The organism is Neorhizobium sp. SOG26, assembly GCF_003491345.1.
In the GTDB taxonomy this organism is placed as follows: Bacteria; Pseudomonadota; Alphaproteobacteria; order Rhizobiales; family Rhizobiaceae; genus Neorhizobium; species Neorhizobium turbinariae.
This window is the reverse complement of record NZ_CP025512.1, coordinates 1,447,135-1,472,276: the sequence shown is the minus strand read 5'-3', so window position 1 is coordinate 1,472,276 and position 25,142 is coordinate 1,447,135. Positions and strand designations below refer to the sequence as shown.

The window sequence follows — 25,142 nt, the reverse complement described above, 5'->3', positions numbered from 1 at the left end:
CTTTATGAGTGTAATTCACGCAGGCGAATGGCGCCGGGTCAAAGCTTGATCTAGAACACTCCCCAATGCGCCTAAAGAGGGTGATCCCGATGCCAACCAAGCTTTCCGTCAATCTCAATGCCATCGCCATGCTGCGCAATCGACGCGACCTGCCATGGCCCAGCGTGGAGAATATCGGGCGGATTGCTTTAGAGGCCGGCGCGTCAGGGCTGACGGTTCATCCGCGACCGGACCAGCGGCATATCCGGTTCAGCGATCTTCCGGTGCTGCGTGCACTGATCGATGACGAGTTTCCGCAGGCCGAGTTCAACATCGAGGGTTATCCGAGCGAAGACTTCCTGCAACTTTGCGAAAAGACGGAGCCGGAACAGGTGACGCTGGTGCCGGATGATCCGAGCCAGGCAACCTCTGACCACGGCTTCGACTTCCGCGCGAGCGGCGAGATGCTGAAGCCGATCGTGGCGCGCCTGAAGAGGGGCGGCATGCGGGTTTCGCTATTTGCCGATGGGGATGGCGATGTTGAAGCGGTGAAACTGGCTAAGGCGACTGGTGCGGACCGGATCGAGCTTTACACGGGTCCCTATGGCGGCTGCTTTGATGACGAGGAGAGGGCGCAACCCATTCTTCGCGACCTCGGTGCCACGGCGGATGCCGCGCGTGACGAAGGGCTGGAGGTGAATGCCGGGCACGACCTGACGGTCGCCAACCTTCCGGCGCTCGTGCGCCGTATCCCCTATCTGGCGGAAGTGTCGATCGGACACGGCCTGACGGCGGACGCGCTGGAATACGGGATGGCCGAAACCGTGCGGCGTTTCAGGCGCGCCTGCGGCCAGGACGTCTGATCGTCTCAGCCGGGCTCACGGTCTCAGGCGGCGACGCGTGCACCTTCGTGGTCGGCGAGCGCGAACCGAACGGCGGCGCAGGCATGAACCGCGGTTGAGTCGAGCCCCGGCAGCGGCAGGCTTTCGGGATCGAGCAGCAGGCAGATTTCCGTGCAGCCGAGAATGACGCTGTCGGCGCCTTGCGCCTTCGCCTTCTCGATCATCGCCAGCGCTCTGGCGCGGGAGGTATCGCTGACGGTGCCAGCGCAGAGTTCCCCGAAAATGATGTCGTGCATCGCTGCTCGGTCGTGCTCGTCGGGCACCATGATCTCGATGCCATGCTTGCGCATGCCATCTGCATAGAAGCCGTGCTCCATCGTGTAGCGGGTCGCGAGCAGGAGCGGTCGCTTCAGTTCGCGCGCCTGGAGAGCCTCGGCCGTCTCATCGATGATGTTGATGAGTGGAACGTCGACGGCCGCCTGGACCTCATCGGCGATCAAATGCATCGTGTTGGTGCAGATCAGCACGCAGTCGGCGCCGGCCTGGGCAAGCTTACCGGCGCTCGCTGCAAGATGCGCCGCGGCGAGATCCCATCGACCCGCCTTCTGCAGTTCAACGACCTCCGAAAAGTTCACGGAATGCAGCAGGATATCGGCTGAGGCGAGGCCGCCGAGGCGGTCCCGCACCATCTCGTTGATCAGGCGATAATAGACCGCGGTGCTTTCAAAGCTCATTCCGCCAATCAAGCCGATGCGACGCATATGTTCTCCAAACAGAAGCGAAATTAGAATGATTGTCTAATTATCGCTTTCTGATTGGAAAAGCAATCCTGCCACTATTGTCCGGTGGCCAGCGCATCCCGGTGGGCCGCCAGGAAGTCCTTGAGTGACTGTGGCTCTCTGCCCGTCAAGGCGTTGAAGTCGTTGGTGACGAGATCAAAATAGCCGGCACGGACATTTGCATCGGCGGAAACCAGCATCTTCACGACGAAGTCGGGGAGGCCCGCGCCTGCCAGCCCCTGCGCCAGTTGTTCATCGCTCACAGGCACGACCTCAAGCGGCTTTCCGGTTGCTTCTGTCACAAGCGATGCGATCTCGTGAGCATTCAAAGACCGCGAGCCGGTGAGAGTGAGGATCCGGTTTTCCGCAGCCGGTCTGGCGAGCGCTGCGGCCGCAGCACGGGCGCAGTCGTCGCGCGAGATGTTGGTGATGCGGCCGTCGCCCATTGCGGTGAACCACTTTCCAACCTGGAGGTTGTGCGGCATGCCCATCAGGTAGTTGTCGTGGTACCAGGCGTTACGCAGGATGGTATAGGCAAGGCCGCTCTGCTGGATCGCCTTTTCGGTGCCAAGATGATCGGGTGCGAAACTGACGAGCGATCGGTCCGGGTTCGGCATCGAGGTGTAGACAAGGTGCCTGACGCCCGCGCTGGTGGCGGCGGATACTGCGGCCTGGTGCTGCTTCAGGCGCCCGCCAGGCGTTGCAAGATCATCGGTCGAAATCAGCAGCACGCGCTCCACGCCGGCAAAAGCCGAGGCCAGACCCTCGGCGTCGTTGAAGTCCACCCGGCGGATCTCGACGCCCTTTGCCGCAAGGTCTGAAAGCTTGGACAGATCGCGGCTGCCGGCAATCAGATCGGCAGGCGCAACCTGTTCCGTTTCCAGCAGGTGGTGAATGACGGCGCGACCAAGATGGCCAGCGGCACCGGTGACGAGAAGCTTGGGCATGTGAATTCCTCTGGTGGAAGGATTGAACCTTGAAGATGCTCTCAAAAAGAGACCAGCACTACAATAGTGATTGACCGCCTTCGGTAAAGGAGGCAGGTTTTCGGCACATCGTTTCCTCAAAGGAACCACCTGCCTTGTCCAGCAAGCTACTTCAGGCGGAGTCACAAACTAGTGGGGCGTGCGGCAACAGCGCGTCCGACATGAGCAATTGCCCGGTTCGGGACGTGATGGACCGGATTGCCGGCAAGTGGTCAACACTGCTTCTGGAGGCGCTGGCGCAGCGGCCTTATCGCTTCGGCGAACTGCGGCGTCTCGTGCCGGATATTTCCCAGCGCATGCTGACGCAGACGCTTCGCGACCTGCAGCGCGATGGATATATCGACAGGCAGGTGTTCCCGACAAAGCCGCCGAGCGTCGAATACAGGATGACAGATCTCGGGCATTCGCTGTTTCAGCCGCTCGCCCAGGTCCTTCTGTGGGCTGAACAAAATCACGCCTCGGTCAAGGCCGCGCGGCAGCGATACGACGAGAGCGAACTCGCCCGCAACTGACCAGCCATTTTGCTTTTTGCCGGTGGATCGCTATATGGGCTCCGCCGTTCCGTGCGCCGTTGAAGGAGAATCCGATGACCGCCTATGACTACGATCTGTTTGTGATTGGGGGCGGGTCCGGAGGGGTGCGGGCAGGCCGCGTGGCTGCTTCGCTCGGCAAGCGGGTTGCGATCGCCGAAGAATATCGCTTCGGCGGCACATGCGTCATCCGAGGCTGCGTGCCCAAGAAGCTTTTCGTTTATGCCTCGCAATATCACGAGCATTTTGAGGATGCCGCCGGTTATGGCTGGCAGGTGGGCGAGAGCAGCTTCGACTGGAAGAAGCTGATTGAGGCCAAGGACAAGGAAATCACCCGGCTCGAAGGCCTCTACCGCAAGGGGCTGGAGAACAACAAGGCGCAGATCTTCGAGAGCCGCGCCGAACTCGTGGATGCGCATACCATCCGCATCGTCAGTACCGGCCAGACGGTGACTGCCGACAGGATCGTGATCGCGACAGGGGGCACGCCCAATCCGCATGCGGCGCTGCCGGGCCACGAGCTTTGCATCTCCTCCAACGAAGCCTTCCATCTGCCGGAACTGCCGCGTTCGATCCTGATCGCCGGCGGCGGTTATATCGCCGTCGAGTTCGCCAATATCTTCCACGGTCTTGGGGTCGACACGACGCTGATCTATCGCGGCAAGGAAATCCTCTCGCGTTTCGACCAGGACATGCGACAGGGACTGCATAAGGCGATGGTGGAGAAGGGCATCAAGATTGTGCTCACCGATGTCATCGAAGAGGTTTCCAAGGCGCCTGAAGGCGGGTTGAGCGCGCACACGTTGTGTGGCGCGACGATCAATGCCGATGTCGTGATGCTGGCGCTTGGTCGCGATCCGAACACGCAAGGGCTGGGCCTTGAGGCGGCAGGGGTCGAGGTGAACGAACGGGGCGCGATCGTCGTCGACAAATACTCCCGCACCAGCGTGCAGCATATCTACGCGCTCGGCGACGTCACCGATCGGGTACAACTGACGCCGGTCGCAATCCATGAGGCAATGTGCTTCATCGAGACCGAGTACCGCGGCAATCCGACGGCACCCGACCACGACCTCATCGCAACAGCGGTTTTCTCGCAGCCGGAAATCGGCACCGTTGGGCTTTCCGAGGAAGAGGCTGCCAAGCGTTACGAGGAGCTTGAGATCTACCGCGCCGAGTTCCGGCCGATGAAGGCGACGCTTTCGGGCCGTGCGGAAAAGATGATCATGAAGCTGGTCGTGGATGCCGCAAGCCGGAAGGTACTCGGCGCCCATGTGCTTGGCGACGACGCTGGCGAGATGGCGCAGTTGCTTGGCATCTCGTTGAAGGCCGGCGTCACCAAGGACGATTTCGACCGCACAATGGCCGTTCACCCGACGGCGGCGGAGGAGTTCGTCACCATGTATAGCCCGTCCTATCGGGTGAAGAACGGCGAGCGCATCTAACGTTTATCCAGCACGCACTGACGGTCCGCAGCGTCTAGGCAAACGAGTCGTTAAGGTTTATAAGCCGCCTCAATTTCGAGGAAGGCGACCTCGGCGCTTTACGCCGTGGCGGAACTAGGTGAGTGAGATGGCACAGAACTGGACCCCAAACAGTTGGCGGCAGAAGCCGATCCAGCAGGTCCCGGAATATCCGGATGCAGCGGCGCTGGCCGCGACGGAAGCGCAACTCGCAACGTTTCCGCCGCTGGTTTTTGCCGGTGAAGCCCGCCGCCTGAAGAAGCAGCTTGCCAATGTCGCGGAAGGCAATGCCTTCCTTCTGCAGGGCGGTGACTGCGCCGAGAGCTTTGCCGAGCACGGCGCGGACAATATCCGCGACTTCTTCCGCTCCTTCCTGCAGATGGCGGTCGTTCTGACCTATGGTGCGCAGCTTCCTGTCGTAAAGGTCGGCCGCATTGCCGGACAGTTCGCCAAGCCGCGCTCGTCGAATGTCGAAGTGCAGGGCGGCGTGGAACTGCCGTCCTACCGTGGTGACATCATCAACGGCATCGACTTCACGCCGGAGTCGCGCATTCCGGATCCCGAGCGGCAGATGATGGCGTATCGCCAGTCTGCGGCAACGCTCAACCTGCTGCGCGCCTTCGCCATGGGTGGCTATGCGAACCTCGAGAACGTCCACAAGTGGATGCTCGGCTTCGTGAAGGATAGCCCGCAGGCTGAACGCTACCGTAAGCTCGCTGATCGCATCAGCGAGACGATGGACTTCATGCATGCGATCGGCATTACGGCGGAAAACCAGCCGAGCCTGCGCGAGACCGACTTCTTCACCAGCCACGAAGCGCTGCTGCTGGGTTATGAAGAAGCGCTGACCCGCGTCGACTCGACCTCGGGCGACTGGTACGCGACTTCGGGCCACATGATCTGGATCGGCGACCGAACCCGCCAGCTCGATCACGCGCATGTCGAATATTTCCGCGGCATCAAGAACCCGATCGGCCTGAAGTGCGGCCCGTCACTGCAGCCGGACAACCTGATCGAGTTGATCGATACGCTGAACCCGACCAACGAAGCCGGGCGCCTGACGCTGATTTGCCGTTTCGGTTACGACAAGGTGGCCGACAACCTGCCGAAGCTGATCCGCGCCGTCGAGCGCGAGGGCAAGAAGGTGGTCTGGTCCTGCGACCCGATGCACGGCAACACGATCACGCTCAACAGCTACAAGACGCGTCCGTTCGAGCGGGTGCTGTCGGAAGTGGAAAGCTTCTTCCAGATTCACCGCGCCGAAGGCACGCATCCGGGCGGCATCCATATCGAGATGACCGGCAAGGACGTGACGGAATGCACCGGTGGCGCACGCGCCGTCAGCGCCGACGACCTGCACGACCGCTACCACACGCATTGCGACCCGCGTCTCAACGCCGATCAGGCGCTTGAACTGGCCTTCCTGCTCGCCGAGCGCATGAAGAGCGGTCGCGATGAAAAGCGGATGGTCGTCAACGGCTAAGCCCCGACGCATCAAAGACGACACAAAGGCTGGCGGAGACGCCGGCCTTTTTTTCATGCCTCCTGATGGGGTCTCCACTCGGTGATGCGAAGAATCTGCGCGACCACATTGCCCGTTTTTTATGAGGGCGCTACACCGGAAGCATGACTCAGGACATCGCCCAGACCTTCCGTATCGCCATTGCTCAACTCAACCCGACGGTCGGCGATATCGCCGGCAATCTGGCACTCGCGCGCGAAGCCCGGCGCGATGCGGCACGGGAAGGGGCAGATATCGTTCTCTTCACCGAATTGTTTATTTCGGGCTATCCGCCGGAAGACCTGGTGCTGAAACCAGCCTTCATCAAGCGGTGCTTTGACGCGGTGCAGGTGCTGGCCGCGGACACGGCGGATGGCGGTCCGGGCGTCATCATCGGTTTTCCTCGCCAGGACGAGAAGGGCCGCTTCAATTCTGTTGCGGTGCTCGACGGTGGCAAGATCATCGCGATCCGCGACAAGGTCGATCTTCCGAACTATGGCGAGTTCGACGAGAAACGCGTGTTCATTGCCGGCAACATGCCGGGGCCGGTGAACTACCGCGGCGTGCGGCTCGGCATCCCGATCTGCGAGGACATCTGGGGCGAACTCGGTGTGTGCGAAACGCTCTCGGAAAGTGGCGCCGAAATCCTCTTGGTGCCGAACGGCTCGCCCTATTACCGGGGAAAGGTCGATATCCGGCATCAGGTGGTGCTGAAGCAGGTGATCGAGACCGGCCTGCCGCTGATCTATGCGGCGCAGCTCGGCGGCCAGGATGAGCTGGTTTTCGATGGTGCGAGCTTTGCCTTCAACGCAGACAAGACGCTGGCTTTTCAGATGAGCCAGTTCGAACCTGCCGTTACGGTGACGGAATGGTGTCGCATCGGCGACAGCTGGTATTGCGCCCGCGGTCCGATGTCACGCATCCCGGAAAAGGAAGAGGCGGATTATCGCGCCTGCCTGCTCGGCTTTCGGGACTATGTCAACAAGAACGGCTTCAAGAGCGTGGTGCTCGGTCTCTCGGGCGGAATCGATTCCGCCATTTGCGCGGCGATTGCCGTCGATGCGCTCGGCGAGGAGCGGGTGCGCGCTGTGATGCTGCCGTATCGCTATACCTCCCAGGAGTCGCTGAAGGACGCGGCCGACTGCGCAAAGGCACTTGGCTGCCGCTATGACATCGTGCAGATCGCCGAGCCGGTCGACGGCTTCTCCTCGTCGCTTGCGGACCTCTTCGAAGGGACCGAGGAAGGCATTACCGAGGAGAACCTCCAGAGCCGCGCCCGCGGCACCATCCTGATGGCGATCTCGAACAAGTTCGGCTCGATGGTGGTCACCACCGGCAACAAGTCCGAGATGTCGGTGGGCTACGCCACGCTTTATGGCGACATGAACGGCGGCTTCAATCCGATCAAGGACCTCTACAAGATGCAGGTCTATGCCTTGGCGGCCTGGCGCAACGAGCACGTGCCGCCGACGGCGCTGGGGCCGTCGGGCGAGGTGATCCCGAAGAACATCCTCAGCAAGGCACCCTCCGCCGAGCTTCGCCCGAACCAGACGGACCAGGATTCGCTGCCGCCATATCCTGTGCTCGACGACATCCTCGAATGCCTGGTGGAGCTCGAGATGAGCACGGAGGAGATCGTGGCACGCGGGCACGACGTGGCGACCGTGCAACGGATCGAGCATCTGCTTTACCTTGCCGAATACAAGCGGCGGCAATCGGCGCCGGGTGTAAAGATCACCCGCAAGAACTTCGGGCGTGACCGCCGTTACCCGATCACCAACCGCTTCCGCGACAGGTAGAGGCATGGCAGCGCTCCGCAGTTCCATCGAGGTCTTCAACATCCGCACGCGCGAGCAGCGGGTGGTCTGGCAGACGCAGGCGCTGTTCGAGGCACCGAACTGGTCGCCGGATGGCCAGTACCTGATGCTGAACAGCGAGGGGCTGATTTACCGCTTGGCGCTTTCGGGTGATCCGGTGCCAGTCAAGGTCGATACGGGCTTTGCCACCCAATGCAACAACGACCATGGCATTTCGCCGGACGGAAGCCTGATCGCCATCTCCGACAAGGCCGAGTTCGGAAAGTCCGCGATCTATGTGTTGCCGTCCATCGGTGGTGCGCCGAAACTGGTGACCCGAAACCTGCCATCCTACTGGCATGGCTGGTCGCCGGATGGCGGAAGCTTCGCTTATTGCGGCATTCGCAACGACGAGTTCGATATCTACACGATCGGCATCAACGGCGGCGCGGAAAAGCGGCTGACCTTTGGCGAGGGCCGCAATGACGGACCGGACTATTCGCCGGACGGCACGTGGATCTATTTCAACTCGAGCAGGACGGGCTTGATGCAGATCTGGCGCGTTCCGGCAGAAGGTGGTGTCGCCGAGCGGATCACCAACAGCAATAGCGGCGACTGGTTTCCGCATCCGTCACCGAAGGGCGACAAGGTGGTCTTCATCTCCTACAAGCCGGACGTCTTCGACCATCCGCGGGACCAGCAGATCGAGGTCCGGCTGATGGACATGGACGGCGCCAATGTCGAGACGCTGTTCGAGGTGTTTGGCGGGCAGGGCACGATGAACTCGCCGAACTGGTCACCGGCTGGCGACGAGTTTGCGTACGTCCGTTACTTTCCCGTCTGACCTGCAACAAGGGTTATTGCAGCGGCTGCGGGCCGCCAAGGCGAGGATTAGCGAGGTCTATCTGTTGTTCGGGCAGGAAGATCGGCCCGACCATGCGAACCTTCTTGATCGGATCATATGGCCGCTCCGGGCCGGGAAGATTGACTGTCTCGGCAGCCGAGACGGCTTCGACCGGCGTCGTCGTGCGGAGATCAGTGATCGCCGAATATGCATCTTCCTTCGGAAGCGCGATGCCCTGCAGCTTGCGCCGCTCCCGCTCCACCGCCTGCAGGTCGGATGGAATGCAGGCGTTTTCGCGGATCGATACCAGCAGCGCTTCCCGTTCAGACGGGGGGTTCAGCCGCGCCTCTTCCCGTTCGGTGGTGATCCGTTGGCGTTCCGCTTCCAGTGCCCGAAGCTGGTCTTCCTTGTCCTTGCAGTCGGCCGCGCGATTTCCACCGATCACGACGATGCTGCCGCCGGCGCAATGGGCACGTCGCATCTCGATGCGCAGCGTGCGGATCTGGCTGCCGAGCAACGAAAGTTCCTGGGCATAGCGGCGTCGTTCAGCGGTATTCCCAATGACTTGCCGGGTGTTGTTCAACTGGTTGTAGAGCGCCGCGCAGGTCGCAATGTCCCTCGCAGACGCCGCGACGGGCGCGAGGAAAAGAAGAGCGGCGAGCATGGCGCGAGCGGGCATTGGGATGTCCGGCAGGATGTTCAAGGCACCGGCAGCATGGCCTGCGCCGGTTGATAATACTCTAATGCGCGACCGCGGCACTGGTGCCGCGGCCATACGATGGAGTTAAGGCACGACGCGGCCGATCGGCGGAGAGGCTTCGACCACGGCAAGTGCTGCCATGTTGACGACGCCACGCGACGTGACCGACGGCGACAGGATGTGGGCCGGCATGGCTGCACCGAGCAGGATCGGCCCGACATGCAGGGCGTCCGTCATGTTGCGAACGATGCCAAGAGAGATATTGGCAGCGTCGAGGTTCGGGAACACCAGGAGGTTCGCTTCGCCCGTCAGCGTGCTGTTCGGCATGGCGCGCTTGCGCAGCGTTTCGGACAGCGCCGAGCCACCCTGCATTTCACCGTCCACTTCGAGATCCGGCGCACGCTGGCGCACCAGCTTCAGGGCAGCGCGCATCTTCTGGGCGCTTTCCGAATCGCGCGATCCGAAGTTGGAATGGCAGATGAGTGCTGCCTTTGGCGTGATGCCGAAGCGGCGAATTTCTTCGGCCGCAAGAACCGTGATCTCGGCGATCTCCTGGGCGGACGGGTTGTAGTTCACGAAGGTGTCCGTGAAGAAGATCGCGCCGCGCTGAGAGATGATAAGGCTGAGGCCCGAGAAGGCGCAGACACCTTCGCGCCGGCCGATGATCTGCCGGACATCGGCGAGATGTTTGTCGTAGCGGCCTTCGACGCCGCAGATCAGCGCATCGGCATCGCCGCGCTTCACCGCAAGTGCACCGATGACGGTGGTGTTGGTGCGCACGATGGTGCGCGCAGCCTCCGGGTTGATCCCGTTGCGGCCGACGAGCGAGAAATACTCGTCGACATATTCACGGTAACGCGGATCGTCTTCCGGATTGACGACGGCGAAATCGGTTTCCGGGCGGATGCGAATGCCGAAGCGCTTCAGCCGCGCCTCGATGACCGAAGGACGGCCGATGAGGATCGGCGTCGCGGTTTTTTCTTCGAGCAGAACCTGGGCTGCGCGTAGAACGCGCTCGTCTTCGCCTTCGGCAAAGATCACCCGCTTCTTTTCGGCATCCTTGGCTGCCGCAAAGATCGGCTTCATGACGAAGCCGGAACGCCAGACAAACCGGTTCAACTGGTCGAGGTAAGCGTCGAAATCCTGGATCGGGCGCGATGCAACGCCGGTCTCGGCTGCAGCGCGGGCAACGGCCGGCGCGATGCGCAGGATGAGGCGCGGGTCAAACGGCGAGGGAATGAGGTAATCCGGACCGAAGATCGGGGTTTCGCCGGAATAGGCACGCGCGGCGACGTCGGAAACTTCTTCGCGGGCCAGCGCCGCAATCGCCTTCACGGCCGCCATCTTCATTTCTTCGTTGATCGTCGTTGCGCCGCAATCGAGCGCTCCGCGGAAGATATACGGGAAACAGAGGACGTTGTTGACCTGGTTCGGGAAGTCCGACCGGCCGGTGCAGATCATCGCATCCGGGCGCGCCGCACGGGCAAGCTCCGGCATGATCTCAGGCGTCGGATTGGCGAGCGCCATGATCAGCGGGTTGGGTGCCATGCGGGCCAGCAGTTCCGGCTTCAGAACACCGGCGGCAGACAGGCCGAGGAAAACGTCGGCATCGTCGATGCTTTCGGCGAGCACCCGCTTGTCGGACTTGTGGGCGTACACTTCCTTCCACTCGTCCATGAGCGTGTTGCGGCCGTCATAAACCAGGCCCTCGATGTCGTGGACCCAGATGTTCTCCTTCCTGGCGCCGAGCGAAACGAGGAGGTGAAGGCAGGCGAGCGCGGCAGCACCGGCGCCGGAGGTGACGATCTTGACGTCGGAGATCTTCTTGCCGGCGAGCTCAAGGCCGTTGAGGATCGCGGCCGCGACGATGATGGCCGTGCCATGCTGGTCGTCGTGGAAGACCGGAATGTTCATCTTTTCGCGCAGGCGACGCTCGACCTCGAAACATTCCGGAGACTTGATGTCTTCCAGGTTGATGCCGCCGAAGGTCGGCTCAAGCGCGGAAATGGTGGAGACCATGGAGTCGATGCTGGCTGCATCGATCTCGATGTCGAAGACGTCGATTCCTGCGAATTTCTTGAAGAGGACCGCCTTGCCTTCCATCACCGGCTTGGAGGCCAACGGGCCGATGTTGCCAAGGCCGAGAACGGCGGTGCCGTTGGAAATAACGGCGACGAGATTGGAGCGTGCCGTGTAATCGGCTGCCATTTCCGGGTTGTCACGGATCGCCAGACACGGCGCTGCAACGCCCGGGGAATAGGCAAGCGCGAGGTCGCGCTGGTTGCCGAGCGGCTTGGTCGGGTGGATCTCGAGCTTGCCCGGGCGCGGATAGCGGTGGAAGAACAGCGCCTGTTCGTCGAGATCACCGCTGACCGCGGTTGCGGGTGACTTCGGTTTGTCCTGCGCGTTCATTGTTCGCTCCTGGGCTTTTCGTTCGTCTTTTCTGATTGGGCGGGAGGCCTCCTCATTACATCAATCAACCCGCCACGACAGCCGGTAATTTGCAGTGATGGCGGAAATTGGAACATTGCAAAGGGCGTATCGTCGCGCTCGTAGGAATGCCGAAGCCACGCACGAGCGTACCGCTCTGCCACAACTTGGCATAGGCTGCGTTCAGGGCCTGTGGTACGACCTGCAAAGTCTCTCCAACTGTCGCGTGTCACCCGTGATTCCCCAAGCACAGGCGCCTGCCGCGCCGCCGTTCTTCCAGCTCCGCTGCTCGCTCGCCTATGCTGCGCCGTTGGGAGTGAACGGCGTCGTATTGCCCTTCCTTCCCGTCTGGCTTTCTGGGCTGGCGTTCTCCGACTACCAGATCGGCCTGGTGCTGGCGATGCAGCTTGTGCTGCGCCTGCTGGCGGCACCCGTGGCGGGCCTGCTGGCCGACCGGCTGGACGAAAAGACGACCATGCTTGCGTGGTCGGGCGGGCTTTCCTTCGTTACCGCGCTCGCCATGTTCTTCACGGATAACTTCCTCGCCGTGCTGCTGGTGATTGCAGTGCAGGCCACGGTCTTTGCGCCCTATGCGCCGATCGTCGAGTCGATTGCGGTCTCCGGCGTGCGCCGGTGGGGTTTCCACTATGGCTCGATGCGGGTCTGGGGCTCCATCGGTTTTGTGACGGTAACGCTGCTTGCCGGGGAGGCGCGCGGGCTTTGGGGCCTTAACGCCATTCCCGCCATCATGGCCCTCGGCTTCCTGTTCACGATCCTGGTTGCCTTCGCGGCGCCGCGTCTCGGGCGGTCGATCGTCCAGCCGGACGCCAGCGGTGTGCTGAAACCAAGCTCGCTGAAACGCAAGGACCTGCACCTGTTGATGATCGGTGCTTCGGTAGCGCAGGCCGGCCATGGCATGTTCTACACGTTCGGCGCCATCCAGTGGCAGGCGATGGGTTTCTCAAGCGGGACGATCGGGATCTTGTGGAGCATCTCCGTGATCTGCGAGATCGTGGTGTTCTTCATCTCCGGATGGCTCGTGAGGCGCGTCTCGTCGTGGACGCTGATGCGGGTAGGCTGCGCGGTGGCGTTGATCCGCTGGACGCTGTTCCCGCTGGATTTCGGCGTCTGGGGTTTTGCGGCGCTGCAGGCGCTACACGCTTTCACCTTCGCCTTCATTCATATTGGCATGCAGAACAGGCTGGTCGACTCGGTGCGGGAGGACCAGGAGTCGTCCGTGCAGGGCGCCTATGTGTTCTACAACGGCGTGTTCCTGGCGCTCTCCACCTTGCTGTCCGGCGTGCTCTACCACCAGTTCGGTGCGGCGAGCTATGTGGCGATGGCGCTGCTGGCGCTGATCGGACTGGGCATCATAGCGCTCGCCGCACGCATTCAGCCCCAGAGCGCAGCCTCCGGCGGGTAAATAAGCGAACCTTCGTAGCGCAAGGCGGGCACGCGATCGCGCGCCAGGAGCAACGGGCCATCGAGATCGACGTAGTCGGCGTCATGCGCCAGCAGCACCGCGGGCGCCATGGCAAGCGATGAGCCGACCATGCAGCCAACCATGATCTGGAAGCCGAGTCGTTTCGCTTCCGCCTTCATCGCTAGTGCCTCAGTCAGTCCGCCGGTCTTGTCGAGCTTGATGTTGACCGCATCATAACGGTCGCGCAGGGCCGCAAGATCCTTTGTTGCGTGGACGCTTTCATCGGCACAGATGCTGACGGGGGGGCGGGCAATGCCGGCGAGCGCGTGATCCCGGCCCGCGGGTAGAGGCTGCTCGATGAGGGACACCCCGAGCTCCGCCGCAATGGCCATGTGGTGCGCGAGGTTTTCTTCCGTCCAGCCTTCGTTGGCATCGACGATAAGCTTTGCGTTGGGCGCCGCGTGGCGGATCGCGCGCAGCCGCGCCTCGTCATTGTCGGTGCCGAGCTTGACCTTCAGGAGCGGGCGATGGGCATTCTTTGTCGCTTCCGCCGCCATGGTTTCGGGCTCACCGAGGGAGAGCGTGAAGGCGGTGGCAAGCGGTCTGGCGCCGGTCACGCCAATCGACTCGCTGACCGACAGGCCGGAGCGTTTCGCCTCCAGATCCCAGAGCGCACAGTCGACGGCGTTGCGGGCAGCGCCCGGCTTCATCGCACGCTGAAGGTCCTCGCGGGAAAGGCAGTCTTCGATCTTCCGAGCTATCGCCTGGATATCGGCAAGCACACCCTCAAGGCTTTCGCCATAACGCTTGTAGGGCACGCATTCGCCGCGCCCGGAGTGCGCGCCGTCCGTGATGGTGCAAACGATAACTTCGGCTTCAGTCTTCGACCCTCGCGAGATCGTGAACGTGCCTGCGATCGGGAAGGTTTCGATTGTGGCTTCGAGGTTACGGCCCATGGTTTTCGACGCGTCCTGTTATGGTAAAAGCTGGCGAGGCGGCTATATTGCGCCTACCGAAAATGCGATCAACCTGTCGCATCCGTTTCCTTGAATCGTTGGTGAAAGAACTCAGTGACGTCGAAGGCAGCTCAAATCAACGCCGAGGATATGTCAGGCGGCGGCGGGGAGCGATATGTGCTGGCCGGCGAATGGCGCGGCACGACGATTTCTTCGGTCCTGAGCGACTTCGAGCGGCTTGAAAAACAGGGCGGACAAGGTCGGGTCGAAATCGACCTCACCAGGGTGGAAGGAATCGACACAGCCGGCGCCTGGCTGATCCGGCGGCTCCTGACGGCGAAGTCGGAGCAGGGGCGCGAGGCGGTTCTCGTTGGTGGCGAAGGCCCAATCCAGGAACTGGTGGGCGTTCTGCCTGAGAAGGCACCAGCACCACCGCGCGACCAAGGCCGACAAGGCAACCTGTTCCAGCGCACGTTTGAACCCGTTGGCGAGGTGATGGTCGCACTGGGGGCGGATTTCTACGCGGCCATGCATATCCTCGGTTCGGCCGTGCGCGGTGCGCAAATGAAGTTCGGCCGAGGAGCGGGTGTGTCACCGGCGTCCGTGGTGACGCACATCGACCGGATGGGTGTTCGCGCGGTTCCGATCATCGTGCTGATGTCCTTCCTGATCGGCGCGATCATCGCGCAGCAGGGGGCGTTCCAGCTGCGTTATTTCGGAGCGGAAATCTTCGTGGTCGATCTGGTCGGCATCCTGCAGCTTCGCGAGATCGGCGTGCTCCTGACGGCAATCATGATCGCCGGTCGATCGGGAAGTGCGATCACCGCCGAAATAGGCTCGATGAAGATGCGCGAGGAGATCGACGCGCTGACGGTCATCGGCCTCAACCCGGTCGGCGTGCTGATTTTCCCCCGCCTCGTGGCGCTGACGGTGGCTCTTCCCCTGCTGACGATCGTCGCGAACTTTGCGGCACTGACAGGTGCGGCCGTAGTTGCCTGGGCCTACTCCGGCATAACACTCGACACCTACCTTTCGCGCCTGCATGAGGCCGTCGATCACACCTCTGTTGCATCGGGCATGATCAAGGCGCCGTTCATGGCGCTCTGCATCGGCATCGTCGCGGCAGTCGAAGGCATGAAGGTCGGCGGAAGCGCCGAGTCACTTGGCCAGCACGTGACGGCTTCGGTGGTCAAAGCGATCTTCGTCGTCATCCTCATGGATGCGTTGTTTGCCATCTTCTACTCCGCGATCGATTTCTGATGGAGGGGGATGTGGAAACGAGGCAGGCGGACATGGCCACGGCGAAATCGGACGACCGGCAGGTTGTGCTGTCCGTGCGCGACGTGACGGTCGGTTTCGGCAACAAGATCGTCCTCGACAAGCTGAACCTCGACATCTACCGCGGCGAGATCCTTGGCTTCGTCGGTGCATCCGGTACCGGCAAGTCGGTGCTGATGCGAACCGTTCTCGGGCTGCTGCAGCATCGCTCCGGAACGATCAAGATCCTCGGCGTCGACTATGACAACGCGTCCGAAGAAGAGCGGATGACGGTCGACATGCGGCTCGGCGTGCTTTTCCAGCATGGAGCGCTGTTCTCGGCGCTGACGGTGAAGGAAAACATCCAGTTGCCGATGCGGGAATATCTCGATCTTCCGCAGGAGTTGATGGACGAGCTTGCTTATCTCAAGATCGAGATGGTGGGCCTGCCGCCGGATGCGGCCGACAAATATCCCTCCGAGCTTTCGGGCGGCATGATCAAGCGCGCGGCCCTGGCGCGCGCGCTGGCGCTCGATCCGGACCTGGTGTTCCTCGACGAGCCCACCTCGGGCCTCGACCCAATCGGTGCTGCCGACTTTGACGCCCTGATCGCCAAGCTCCGCGACACGCTTGGCCTGACCGTCTACATGGTCACCCATGACCTCGACAGCCTGTTTTCGGTCTGTGACCGTATTGCCGTGCTTGGCCAGAAACGGGTATTGGTTGAAGGTACCTTGGAAGATATGTTTGCGCATGACGATCCATGGGTTCAGTCCTATTTCCGCGGCAAGCGGGCACGGTCAGTCGTAATCCAAGAAGAGCCGTTGGCTGCAGAAGTAGAGAAGACCTGAAATCATGGAAACCAGAGCGAATTACGCACTCGTTGGCTTCTTCACGCTGTTGGTCATCGCGGCTGCCTTCGGCTTCGTCTATTGGATGGCGCAATCGGGCCGCGGCGGTCCTTCCGCCGAGCTTGCGATCCGAATTCCCGGGTCTGCGAACGGCCTTTCGGTGGGCTCTCCCGTGCGCTTCAACGGTATCGCGGTTGGTTCGGTCCGCAGGCTCTCGATCGATCCCGATGATCCGCGCTATTCCATTGCACTGACGGAAGTTCGGGCGGATGCGCCGGTTTATCAGTCCACCAAGGCAGCCCTCGAAGTGCAGGGCCTCACGGGTGCGGCCTATATCGAACTTTCCGGCGGCGCCAAGGGCGAAGAGAACATCCTGCAGAAGGCGATGGAGGAGGACCGTCCGGCGGTCCTGATCGCCGAGCAGTCGAGCGTCACCAACCTCTTGGCGACAGCCGACAAGATCCTTGATCGCGCCGACTCGGCGATCGGTGACATCCAGGGCTTCGTGGCCGATGCGCGCGGGCCGCTGACCCAGACGATCCGCAACGTCGAGACCTTCACCTCGGCGCTCGCCCAGAATTCCGACAGCATCGACAAGTTCCTCAACAGCCTCTCGACGCTTTCGGGCACGATCGACCGCGTTTCCGGCACGCTCAATTCCACGCTGCAGGCCGCCGAACGGCTGGTGAGCGCGATCGACGCCGACCGCATCAATGCCGTAGTGGCCAACACCGAACGCGCGTCGCGCAACATCGCCAATGCGTCCGATAACTTCCCCGACCTCATCGTCAACGTGCGCAATGCTGCCGCCAACTTCGAGCAGGCGGGGACGCAGGCGCAGAGCGTGCTGCGGCGGATCGACAGCGTCATGGCGTCGGTCAGCCCCGACCAGATCCGTACCACCATCGGCAATGTCGCCGCGGCCTCGGAAGATGCCCGCCAAACGCTGAGTTCTGCCCGAAGTGTCGTCGACAGCTTCGCGAACCGCCGCCAGGACATCGACAATGCGGTACGCGACTTCACCGAACTCGCCAGCAAGCTGAACCAGGCATCGAACCGGGTCGACGGCATCCTCGCCAAGGTGGACGGAATGGTCTCCGGCGCCGACTCGGATGGGCTGTTTGCCGAGGCGCAGAAGACACTGCTTTCGATCCGCAATGTGGCGGACAACATCAACGCGCGGGTGGGTCCGATCGCGGACAACCTGACGCGCTTTTCCGCAACCGGATTGCGGGACATCCAGGTGCTGGTCAACGACGCGCGGCGCACCGTGCAGTCGCTCGACCAGACGATCAACAATTTCGACCAGAACCCGCAGCGTTTGATTTTCGGCGGCGAGACGGTCAAGGAATATGACGGCCGGACACGGCGATAAGCGGCGGAGATGAGAAATTTAATGACCGGTTCGTATGAGACGATGCGACGCGTAACCAGCCGCCCGATCCTGCTTGCTCTGCCGATGATCGCAGCCCTTGTGGCAGGCTGCGGCAGCAAGGCGAACAACGATACGTTCGATCTCTCGATCACGCCCGCCAGCGATGGTGCGTCTGCCCGCAGCCGCCAGATCCTCGTGCCGGAGCCGACAGCCATCAAGTCGCTCAATAGCGAGCAGGTGGTCGTGCGCGTGTCGCAGTCGGAGATCCAGTATCTGGCCGACTCGCGCTGGAGCGACCGACTGCCGGTGCTGGTGCAGTCCAAGCTCGTGGAGGCGTTCGAGAACTCCGGGCGGCTTGGCGGCGTCGGCAAGCCGGGGCAAGGACTGGCGATCGACTACCAGATCGTCACCGATATCCGTGCTTTCGAAGTGAGCGCCGGCAGCCCGCGGATCGCGACGGTCGAGATCTCCGTGAAGATCCTCAACGACCGTAACGGTACGGTGCGCGCCCAGAACGTGTTCAAGGCCTCGTCACCGATCTCCGGCGCCGAGAACCGCAAGTTCATCGAGGCGCTCGACCGTGCCTTTGCCAAGGTCGGTTCTGAAATCGTCGAGTGGTCGCTGAAGGCCATGTAGCCGGTGCGACGCCCTGCTTCAGGCCGTCACCTCCAAAGTTGCTCTGGAAGGTTGTGAAGAGGTCCTACGGGGCCTCTTTTGATATGGGGGACCTCCTTGCGCGTAGAGGCCGCTTGCGCCCGTCGTTCACGCTATCACCAAACACCAGGCACAAAAAAAAGCCGCCTCGAGGGCGGCCTTTTTGTTGTTTGAGCGAGGCTTAGTTGAACCGTCCCGCCGCATGGGCAAGCATCGTATAGACCTTGCCGGTATCGGAGGTGAGGTAGCTCTGCGTCACCGTCTTGTCGCGGTCCGTGCGAGCAACATCCGCCAGCAACTTCTCGAAGTCCGAGATATAGCGGTCGACGGCGGTGCGGAATTCCGGCTCCCGTTCGTACTTGCGCTGGATTTCGTCAAAGGTCTGCTGGCCCTTCAGCGTGTAGAGGCGACGGGTAAAGACGTCGCGCTCGCCGCGCTGGTAACGGCGCCAGAGTTCGACCGACGCATCGTGGTCGATGGCGCGGGCGATATCCACAGAGAGCGAGTTCAGCGATTCGACCATGTGGCGCGGGTTGCGGTTGTCGCCAGCGGCGCGGGGCGCCGGAGCGGGCTCGGCAGGACGGACCGGTTGCGGCTGGCGCTGCGCCCCAGGCTCGGCATATTCGTCACGTGATGCACCACGGAGCAGGTTGCTGATCCAGCCGTCGTCGCTATTGCCGCCGCGAGCCGGTTCCGGCGCGCGGGGAGCGGGCGCGGGACGGTCAAGCGGCAGGCTGCCGCGAAGGCCTGCGGCTGCAGAGGCTTCGCGAGGAGCCGGCGGAAGCTGTGCCGGCTGCTGCGGCGCCATGGCGGCAGCAATCGGAGCCTGCAGGCGCGGTGCGGCAGGCTGCGGAGCCGGACGCGAGTTGGACGGTGCCTCGGAAACTTCAAGGTTCTGCGTCGAGCGACCGACCAAGGCAGAGATGTCCTGCAGGGCGCGGATCTGTTCGGCAACGGCGCGACGCATGGCAGCAGCGCTTTCCTTGGCTTCTTCCGGCAGGTCGAACGCGCCACGCTTCAGTTCCGAGCGGGTGGTGTCGAGTTCGCGGCGGATGTCCTGCGCCGACTGGCGGATTTCCTGGGTCGCACCGGAGAAGCGCGAGATCGCTTCTTCGACCGACTCACGCAGCGACTCGCGCAGCTGCTCGGCTGCAGTGCCGGAACGGGTCGTGGCATCGCTGAGCAGACGTTCGACTTCGGTGAGCGACTGCGACATGCTTCCGCGCATGCGATCAGAGAGTTCGCGGGTGCGCTTCTCAGCTTCCGAAAGCGTCGTCTCGATTGCCTGGTTGGCTTCCGCGCCGGCATTGACCAGCGCGTGGCGCATCGCATCGGCGGTGACTTCGGCGCGGTGCTGGGTTTCACCCAGCGTCCGTCCGATATCGGCAAACGAGGCATGCAGGCTTTCGCGCAGATGCGTGCCCACCTGGAGCGACCGCTCCTCGGCACGTTCGAAGGCGCTGTCGACGAGGCCGGCGAGGCCCTGCATGGTCGACTGGATTTCCTCCGAGCGGGCTAGGAGGCCGCTTGCCAGCGTCCGCAGGGCATGCTGGCGATCTTCCAGCGTCGTCATGAGGCTCGACTGAGCGGCGTTGAGGAGGTCGGACGCCTCCGCCAGGACGCGGGAATGCTCGTCGAAGCGACCGACAATGCCGCCAACCTGCTCGAGCGTCTGGCCGAAGGCTTCGGTCATCTGCGCGATATTGTTTTCGAGCTGGCGGGTCGAGCCGGCAACGACTTCGGCAACCTGGGACGCCGACTGCGCGAAGCGACCGGCGGTGGAGCCGAGGCGACGATCAGCTTCCGACATCTGCTGAGCGACGTTTTCAGCCGTGCTGCTGATCTGGGCACCGGCCTGTTCGACGGTTGCCGCGATGTTCGAGTTGCTTTCCGCGAGGCGGTCGATGAGCGCATTGACGCTCGAGGACAGGCCCTGCTCGACGTAACGCAGCGTACCCGCTGCATTTTCCGTCCGCTGGCTGATCGCCGAAAGCGTGTCGTTGGTGCGCGCGGCGATTGCGTCGATCAGCGCCGAGTTCTCGGTGCGGATACGCGAGGTGGTTTCTTCCGCCGTGTTCGTCAGGCGCTCGGCGCTCTGTTCTGCCGCAACGGCAATCTGCTCGGCAGCGAGGCGGCCGGCATCGGCATACTGCTCGACCATCGGCCGGGCGCGCTCGTCGATGAGGCGAGCCAATTCCGCAGAGCGGCTTGCGAGCATCGAGTTGAGGTCACGGGCACGGTTGTCGAGCGCGTCGCGGATCGCGTCGCCGCGCGCGGCAAGTGCCCGGTCGACCGCATCCATCGCGTCGTCGAGCTGGCTTGCGGTTTCGGCCAGCGTCGAGCGGATATCGCTGCCACGTTCGCCAAGTGCCTTCTGGGCCTCGTCCAGCGCCTCAGAGATCGCAGTCACCTGGCGCTTCACCAGGTTGTCGGCTTCCGCCACCTTGTGGACGATCGCGTTGCCGGCTTCCGAGAAAGCGTGGGCAACGGTCGCTGCCTGACCTGCGAGGCGGTTCTGCGTCTCGGAAATGCGGCCAACGATCTGCGTCGAGCGCTCTTCGATCGCCTTGGTGAACTCCTCGTTGCGAGCATTGAGTTCTTCCGTGAACTCGGCGCCGGCACGAGCAAGCACTTCCGCCGAACGGCTGGCTTCGCTGTCCATGCTCTGGGCAGCTGCACTGACAGCCTCACGCAGCGTCGAAGCGAGACCAACAGCCTTGCTTTCGATGGTCTTGGTAACGTTGTCGAGGCCGACGGTGAGGGCACGGTCGATCGTGCCGAGGCGTTCTTCGATACGTGCCGTGCGGCCGTCCATGGTCTCAGTGATGCGATCGGTTGCTTCCGATGCAGTCCGCTCAAGGTCAGCGGTGCGGTTCACCAGTGTTGCAGACAGGTTGTTGCCTGCTTCGTCCATGAGCTGCGCGGCTTCAAGGATCTCGCCGCGGATACGGCCTTCCAGACCCCCGAAGGTCGTCTCGATCCGGGTGCCGGTTTCTTCAAGCGCCGTCTGCACGCCGCCAACCGTGTGGCGGATGCGGTTGGAGAAGGCGTCGGCCGAGCGGCCGATTTCGCCGGCGGCGTCGGAGAGACGCACAGCAAGCGTGCCGACGTTCTCGCGCAGGCGCTCTTCAAGCGACTGGCTTGCGGTGTCGATCGCTTCGCGGAGCGCACCCTGCTGGCTTTCGAGCGACATTTCCAGCATGCCCGCGCTTGCGGCAACGGTGGTGCCGAGCGAGGTGGTGCCATCGCGCAGCAGGTCGCCAATGCTCTGTTCGGCCTGGGTAAGAGTAGAGGACAGCTGACCGGTCGACTGGTCGAGCGTGTCGCGCATCCCGTGCTGACCGGCTTCGAGGGTTTCGGCCATGCGGCGCTGGCTGGAGCCGAGCGTATCGGCCATCATGTCGTGGCTCGAAGACAAGGTGGTTGCCAGCTGGAGATGGTTGTCGCTCAGCGTCGCAGCGATCTGTTCGTGGCTGGTGCTCAGGGTCTCGGACAGCTGCTGCTGACCGGAGCCGAGCGTTTCCGCCATCTGCTGGTGACCAAGGCCGATGGTAGCCGCGATCCGCTCCTGGTTGGAGCCGAGCAGGTTGCCGAACTGGTCCAGACCTTCCGACAGGCTGTCATGCAGGCGCTGCGAGCCGGTGGAGAGCGTCGTTTCGACCTTCTCCGTCACGCCGTCGACCACCTGGGCCACACGCTCGCTGCCACTTTCGAGAGCGCGGGTCAGTTCCTCGGTGCGGGTGTCGAGCGTGGTTTCGAGGTTGAGCTGGCTTGTCAGGTAAGCATTGCGGATCGCTTCGGCGCGTTCGGCGAAAGACTGCTCGATGCGCGTGTCTGCCTCGGTAAGGACCGTGGTAAGCGCCGTTGTCCGCTCGTCGAGCATGCCGGCAAGGCGATCTTCGCCAAGCGCGAAGGAGGTGGCGATTTCCACCGACTTGTCGTCGAGGATGCCGGCCAAACGATCGCGGTTGGTGCTCAGCGCTTCGTGGATCTCGGTGGTGCGGCGGCCGAGGTCGCTCGACATCCGGGCTTCCGTTTCCGACAGGGCCTTGGCAATCGCCTCCGACTTCTCGTCGAGCATTCCGGTGAGGCGATCTTCGCCGAGCGCGAAGGACGTCGCAATTTCCATCGACTTGTCTTCGAGGATCTCGGAGATGCGTTCGCGGTTAGCCTCGAGGGAGGACTGCATGCTCGTGGCATGGCGGCCGAGGTCGTCGCTGATGCGCTGCTCGCTTTCCGACATGGTGCGGGCGATGTGTTCGGCCTTCTCGTCGAACATGCCGGACAGGCGCTCGGGCGCGCTGGCCATCAGGTTCTCGATGGAGCTCGTCTTCTGGGTCAGGACGTCCGTCAGGTGGTCATGGCTGCTTGAGAGCGCGGCAATGATGGCGCCGGAGCGGATCGCAAGGCCCTGCTCGAAGCGCGTCTGGTTCTCGGACAGGCCGCTCAAGAGCGTGCTGCTGCCGGTGGCCAGCGTATCGGAGAGCTGCTGGTGAGCATCGGCAAGGCCGCCGCGGATTTCGGCGCCACGGGAGGCAAGGAGATCGCCGATCTCGATGCTGCGCGACGAAAGCGTGCCGTCGAGGTCTTCGCGAGCGGACGACAGGTTCTGCTGAATTTCGGCCGAACGCGTTGCCAGCACATCCTGAATTTCGGTCGTGCGAGCGGCCAGCGTGCCTTCGAGTTCGGAGGTGCGGCTCGCGAGCGTTTCCTGGATCTCGCCGCTGCGGGCAGCAAAGGCCTCCTGGAATTCGGTGGTGCGGGCGGTGAGGGCGTCCTGGAACTCGCCGGTACGCGCAGCAAGTGCGTCCTGCAGCGCGCTGCCACGGCTGGAAATGACTTCGGCGATATCGTTCGCGCGACCTTCCAGCATCGAGTCGAGCACTTCCTGGCCTGTGCCAAGGGTGGTGGCGAGCGCCAGCGACTGATCCGTCAACGACGAGCTGATGCGCTCGATGCTGGAGCTCAGGATGTTTTCCATTGCTTCCGAGCCGGAGGATACCGTCTCGTTGATGCGGGCGAGGCTGTCCATCAGCTTGCTGTCAAGCGAGCCAGCGCGCTGGTCGAAGGCGGAGGTGAACTGCGCAACGCTTTCGTCGAAAGTCGTGCTGAGCTGGCCAACGGTCGCCTGCAGGCGCTCCTCGAAGAAGCCGGAGCGCATGTCGAGATCCATGACCACGTCTTCGACGGTGTTCTGCAGCGTGTCGCGGAAGGCGGCACTCTTTTCGGCAAGCGAGCTGTTGAGGGACGAAAGCACCGCGTCAAGCGAGGTCGTGATGCTTCTTTCGCCTTCGCTCAGGCCTTCGGTAATTTCACGCGTGCGGGCAAGCAGGGTCTCGTTCAGCTGGCGCGTGCGATCGGCGAGCGCCGCATTCAGCTTCTCGGTATTGGCATCAAGCGACGAAGCGCGCGTCTCGAATTCGGCCAGTAGCGCCTGTCCGCGGGTCGACAGAACCGACTGGATTTCTTCGATACGGTTGTCGAAGTCATGGGCCAGCGCAAAGCCAGAGGAGTTCAGCGCTTCGAGAAGGTTTTCGGTCTTGGTCGTGAGCAGGGTCGCAAGCGCGTCGCCGGCAGCGTCGGATTTCTCCATCAACGCCGCGCCGCGGGTCTCGATCAACGAAGCAAAAGCCTCGCCGGAGGTGGCAAGGCGGATCGAGATCTCTTCGGTTGCGAGCGAAAGCTCTTCCTTCAGCTGGTCGTGGGCACCAATAATCGAGGAACGGATGCGTTCTGCATGGTTGACGATCGCGTCGCGCTCGGCACCCAGTTCATGGACGAGGCCACGAACGCGCAACTCGTTATCGGTGAAGCTGCGCTCCAGCGCGTTCACTTCCGAATGGACGAGCGTTTCGAGTTCGGCGGCACGGGCGATGGTGCGCTCGATGCCCTCGTTCATGGCAGAAACTTCGCGGCGAACAGCCTGGCCGACGCTCATGATGCGGTCGGAAGCGACGGTTTCCGGCTCCGACAGGCGCAGCGCAACTTCGGCCATGGAACGGGCGGCGTTGCGCAGGTCCTGCGCGCGGGCCATCATCACGGCGAAGGCGAAGAAGAGCATGATCGGCACGACGATGCCGATGGCGAGCGCGACGATGCCCGGCGCTGCCAGCACGCCTTCAACGGAAGTGACCTGCCACAGCTGATTGCCGTAGATCAGGTAACCGAGGGCGAAGCCGGCGACGGCCCAGATGACAGACAGGATGACGGCGTTGCGAACCGAGGAGCGCATTGCGCCGCTTTCAAGCGTGCGCATGATGGCGGCGCTGCTGCGGCGGCCGGAGTCGTTGGCTGGCTGGAAGGCGGGTGCTTTCGGTGCAGTTTCCTGGGCTGACGGACGATAGGTCTCCGCCGCATCCTCCTGATAGGCGGATGCGCGTGAGCTTGCCGTTTCGCGTGCTCTCTGGTCCGAGGGCTGCGGCGATGGCTTGCTGTTGCGGGATTGGTCGTCGTTGAAGTTGATCTTCAACGCATCTTCCAGAGCCTGGAAAGCCGTTTCGTCGATCGACTCGCTGCTGGGATTCTTCGCCATGCGGTTACGCCTCGCTACATACTCGCCCGGCCGCTCCACGAGACGCTCTGCCGCCCGCAGACCGAAGGTGGAAAACTGCCTGCCGGAAATCCGCCGCCGACACTGGCGGTTTGGGATTTCCATTTACTTTCAGTTCGGACGGCCGTTCTTTCAAACGGATGATAATGAAAGCTTACCGGCCTGTCCTGGGTGACGGAAGCACGTGATTTGCCGCCACCGTAGTCGTACTGTAGTGGCACATTCG

The 25,142-nt window shown here is 62.7% G+C and carries 17 protein-coding genes; 11 read left to right on the top strand and 6 right to left on the bottom strand.

Annotated elements, in window-relative coordinates; translation table 11 throughout:
• Nucleotides 1-89: 89 nt before the first annotated feature.
• On the top strand, nucleotides 90-842 hold the full coding sequence (locus CYG48_RS07395) for a pyridoxine 5'-phosphate synthase (RefSeq protein ID WP_118849776.1): 753 nt from the start codon (nucleotides 90-92) through the stop codon (nucleotides 840-842).
• A 23-nt stretch (nucleotides 843-865) separates the two neighbouring features.
• On the opposite strand, the gene CYG48_RS07390 is transcribed toward CYG48_RS07395, so the two are convergent.
• Both CYG48_RS07390 and CYG48_RS07385 read right to left on the bottom strand, forming a co-directional pair.
• Complete coding sequence (locus CYG48_RS07390) at nucleotides 866-1,582, bottom strand: aspartate/glutamate racemase family protein (RefSeq protein WP_118849775.1); 717 nt, start codon at nucleotides 1,580-1,582, stop codon at nucleotides 866-868.
• Between the two features lie 74 nt (nucleotides 1,583-1,656).
• Nucleotides 1,657-2,547: an SDR family oxidoreductase gene (locus tag CYG48_RS07385; protein WP_118849774.1), complete on the bottom strand. Its 891-nt coding sequence runs from the start codon at nucleotides 2,545-2,547 to the stop codon at nucleotides 1,657-1,659.
• Between the two features lie 134 nt (nucleotides 2,548-2,681).
• On the opposite strand from CYG48_RS07385, the gene CYG48_RS07380 reads away from it, so the two are divergent.
• From CYG48_RS07380 to CYG48_RS07360, 5 genes are all read left to right on the top strand, one after another.
• Nucleotides 2,682-3,098 (top strand): winged helix-turn-helix transcriptional regulator, encoded by a 417-nt coding sequence (locus CYG48_RS07380; RefSeq protein ID WP_245450442.1) that lies wholly within the window; start codon nucleotides 2,682-2,684, stop codon nucleotides 3,096-3,098.
• A gap of 74 nt (nucleotides 3,099-3,172) precedes the next feature.
• Nucleotides 3,173-4,561, top strand: coding sequence for a glutathione-disulfide reductase (gene gor, locus CYG48_RS07375; RefSeq protein ID WP_118849772.1), 1,389 nt, complete (start codon nucleotides 3,173-3,175; stop codon nucleotides 4,559-4,561).
• A gap of 127 nt (nucleotides 4,562-4,688) precedes the next feature.
• Nucleotides 4,689-6,062, top strand: a complete 1,374-nt coding sequence (locus tag CYG48_RS07370) for a class II 3-deoxy-7-phosphoheptulonate synthase (protein ID WP_118849771.1) — start codon at nucleotides 4,689-4,691, stop codon at nucleotides 6,060-6,062.
• 143 nt (nucleotides 6,063-6,205) lie between these two features.
• Nucleotides 6,206-7,879, top strand: a complete 1,674-nt coding sequence (locus tag CYG48_RS07365; RefSeq protein ID WP_118849770.1) for an NAD+ synthase — start codon at nucleotides 6,206-6,208, stop codon at nucleotides 7,877-7,879.
• Between the two features lie 4 nt (nucleotides 7,880-7,883).
• Complete coding sequence (locus tag CYG48_RS07360) at nucleotides 7,884-8,720, top strand: TolB family protein (protein ID WP_118849769.1); 837 nt, start codon at nucleotides 7,884-7,886, stop codon at nucleotides 8,718-8,720.
• Between the two features lie 13 nt (nucleotides 8,721-8,733).
• Here CYG48_RS07360 and CYG48_RS07355 read toward each other — a convergent pair whose 3' ends face one another.
• Entirely contained in the window at nucleotides 8,734-9,399 is a 666-nt protein-coding gene (locus CYG48_RS07355) for a hypothetical protein (RefSeq protein ID WP_150132707.1), read from the bottom strand.
• Between the two features lie 105 nt (nucleotides 9,400-9,504).
• Entirely contained in the window at nucleotides 9,505-11,832 is a 2,328-nt protein-coding gene (locus CYG48_RS07350; RefSeq protein ID WP_118849767.1) for an NADP-dependent malic enzyme, read from the bottom strand.
• Between the two features lie 253 nt (nucleotides 11,833-12,085).
• Here CYG48_RS07350 and CYG48_RS07345 point away from each other — a divergent pair, with 253 nt between their 5' ends.
• Nucleotides 12,086-13,273, top strand: a complete 1,188-nt coding sequence (locus CYG48_RS07345) for an MFS transporter (protein ID WP_245450441.1) — start codon at nucleotides 12,086-12,088, stop codon at nucleotides 13,271-13,273.
• Here the strand turns inward: CYG48_RS07345 and dgcA are convergent.
• Nucleotides 13,243-14,229 carry an N-acetyl-D-Glu racemase DgcA gene (gene dgcA, locus CYG48_RS07340; protein WP_118849765.1) on the bottom strand — a complete coding sequence of 329 codons (987 nt, stop codon included), beginning with the start codon at nucleotides 14,227-14,229 and terminating at the stop codon, nucleotides 13,243-13,245. The genes CYG48_RS07345 and dgcA overlap by 31 nt on opposite strands.
• A 150-nt stretch (nucleotides 14,230-14,379) precedes the next feature.
• Between dgcA and CYG48_RS07335 the strand changes: the two genes are divergently transcribed.
• The 4 genes from CYG48_RS07335 to CYG48_RS07320 are packed head-to-tail and all read left to right on the top strand — an operon-like array spanning nucleotide 14,380 to nucleotide 18,348.
• Nucleotides 14,380-15,489 (top strand): ABC transporter permease, encoded by a 1,110-nt coding sequence (locus tag CYG48_RS07335; protein ID WP_118851539.1) that lies wholly within the window; start codon nucleotides 14,380-14,382, stop codon nucleotides 15,487-15,489.
• Nucleotides 15,490-15,521: 32 nt separating this feature from the next.
• A complete protein-coding gene (locus tag CYG48_RS07330) occupies nucleotides 15,522-16,337 on the top strand; it encodes an ABC transporter ATP-binding protein (protein ID WP_118849764.1) in 816 nt (271 codons plus the stop codon).
• Between the two features lie 4 nt (nucleotides 16,338-16,341).
• Nucleotides 16,342-17,712, top strand: coding sequence for an MlaD family protein (locus CYG48_RS07325; protein WP_118849763.1), 1,371 nt, complete (start codon nucleotides 16,342-16,344; stop codon nucleotides 17,710-17,712).
• Nucleotides 17,713-17,733: 21 nt separating this feature from the next.
• On the top strand, nucleotides 17,734-18,348 hold the full coding sequence (locus CYG48_RS07320) for an ABC-type transport auxiliary lipoprotein family protein (RefSeq protein ID WP_118849762.1): 615 nt from the start codon (nucleotides 17,734-17,736) through the stop codon (nucleotides 18,346-18,348).
• A 199-nt stretch (nucleotides 18,349-18,547) separates the two neighbouring features.
• Here CYG48_RS07320 and CYG48_RS07315 read toward each other — a convergent pair whose 3' ends face one another.
• On the bottom strand, nucleotides 18,548-24,898 hold the full coding sequence (locus CYG48_RS07315; protein ID WP_118849761.1) for an apolipoprotein A-IV repeat region-like domain-containing protein: 6,351 nt from the start codon (nucleotides 24,896-24,898) through the stop codon (nucleotides 18,548-18,550).
• Between the last annotated feature and the right edge of the window lie 244 nt (nucleotides 24,899-25,142).

Coding starts and splice junctions, on each gene's coding strand:
- CYG48_RS07370 (WP_118849771.1), top strand. CDS start 4,689: ATGGCACAGAACTGGACCCCAAACAGTTGGCGGCAGAAGCCGATCCAG.
- gor (WP_118849772.1), top strand. CDS start 3,173: ATGACCGCCTATGACTACGATCTGTTTGTGATTGGGGGCGGGTCCGGA.
- CYG48_RS07355 (WP_150132707.1), bottom strand. CDS start 9,399: ATGCCCGCTCGCGCCATGCTCGCCGCTCTTCTTTTCCTCGCGCCCGTC.
- CYG48_RS07325 (WP_118849763.1), top strand. CDS start 16,342: ATGGAAACCAGAGCGAATTACGCACTCGTTGGCTTCTTCACGCTGTTG.
- CYG48_RS07335 (WP_118851539.1), top strand. CDS start 14,380: ATGTCAGGCGGCGGCGGGGAGCGATATGTGCTGGCCGGCGAATGGCGC.
- CYG48_RS07320 (WP_118849762.1), top strand. CDS start 17,734: ATGACCGGTTCGTATGAGACGATGCGACGCGTAACCAGCCGCCCGATC.
- dgcA (WP_118849765.1), bottom strand. CDS start 14,229: ATGGGCCGTAACCTCGAAGCCACAATCGAAACCTTCCCGATCGCAGGC.
- CYG48_RS07315 (WP_118849761.1), bottom strand. CDS start 24,898: ATGGCGAAGAATCCCAGCAGCGAGTCGATCGACGAAACGGCTTTCCAG.
- CYG48_RS07365 (WP_118849770.1), top strand. CDS start 6,206: ATGACTCAGGACATCGCCCAGACCTTCCGTATCGCCATTGCTCAACTC.
- CYG48_RS07330 (WP_118849764.1), top strand. CDS start 15,522: ATGGCCACGGCGAAATCGGACGACCGGCAGGTTGTGCTGTCCGTGCGC.
- CYG48_RS07395 (WP_118849776.1), top strand. CDS start 90: ATGCCAACCAAGCTTTCCGTCAATCTCAATGCCATCGCCATGCTGCGC.
- CYG48_RS07390 (WP_118849775.1), bottom strand. CDS start 1,582: ATGCGTCGCATCGGCTTGATTGGCGGAATGAGCTTTGAAAGCACCGCG.
- CYG48_RS07360 (WP_118849769.1), top strand. CDS start 7,884: ATGGCAGCGCTCCGCAGTTCCATCGAGGTCTTCAACATCCGCACGCGC.
- CYG48_RS07385 (WP_118849774.1), bottom strand. CDS start 2,547: ATGCCCAAGCTTCTCGTCACCGGTGCCGCTGGCCATCTTGGTCGCGCC.
- CYG48_RS07350 (WP_118849767.1), bottom strand. CDS start 11,832: ATGAACGCGCAGGACAAACCGAAGTCACCCGCAACCGCGGTCAGCGGT.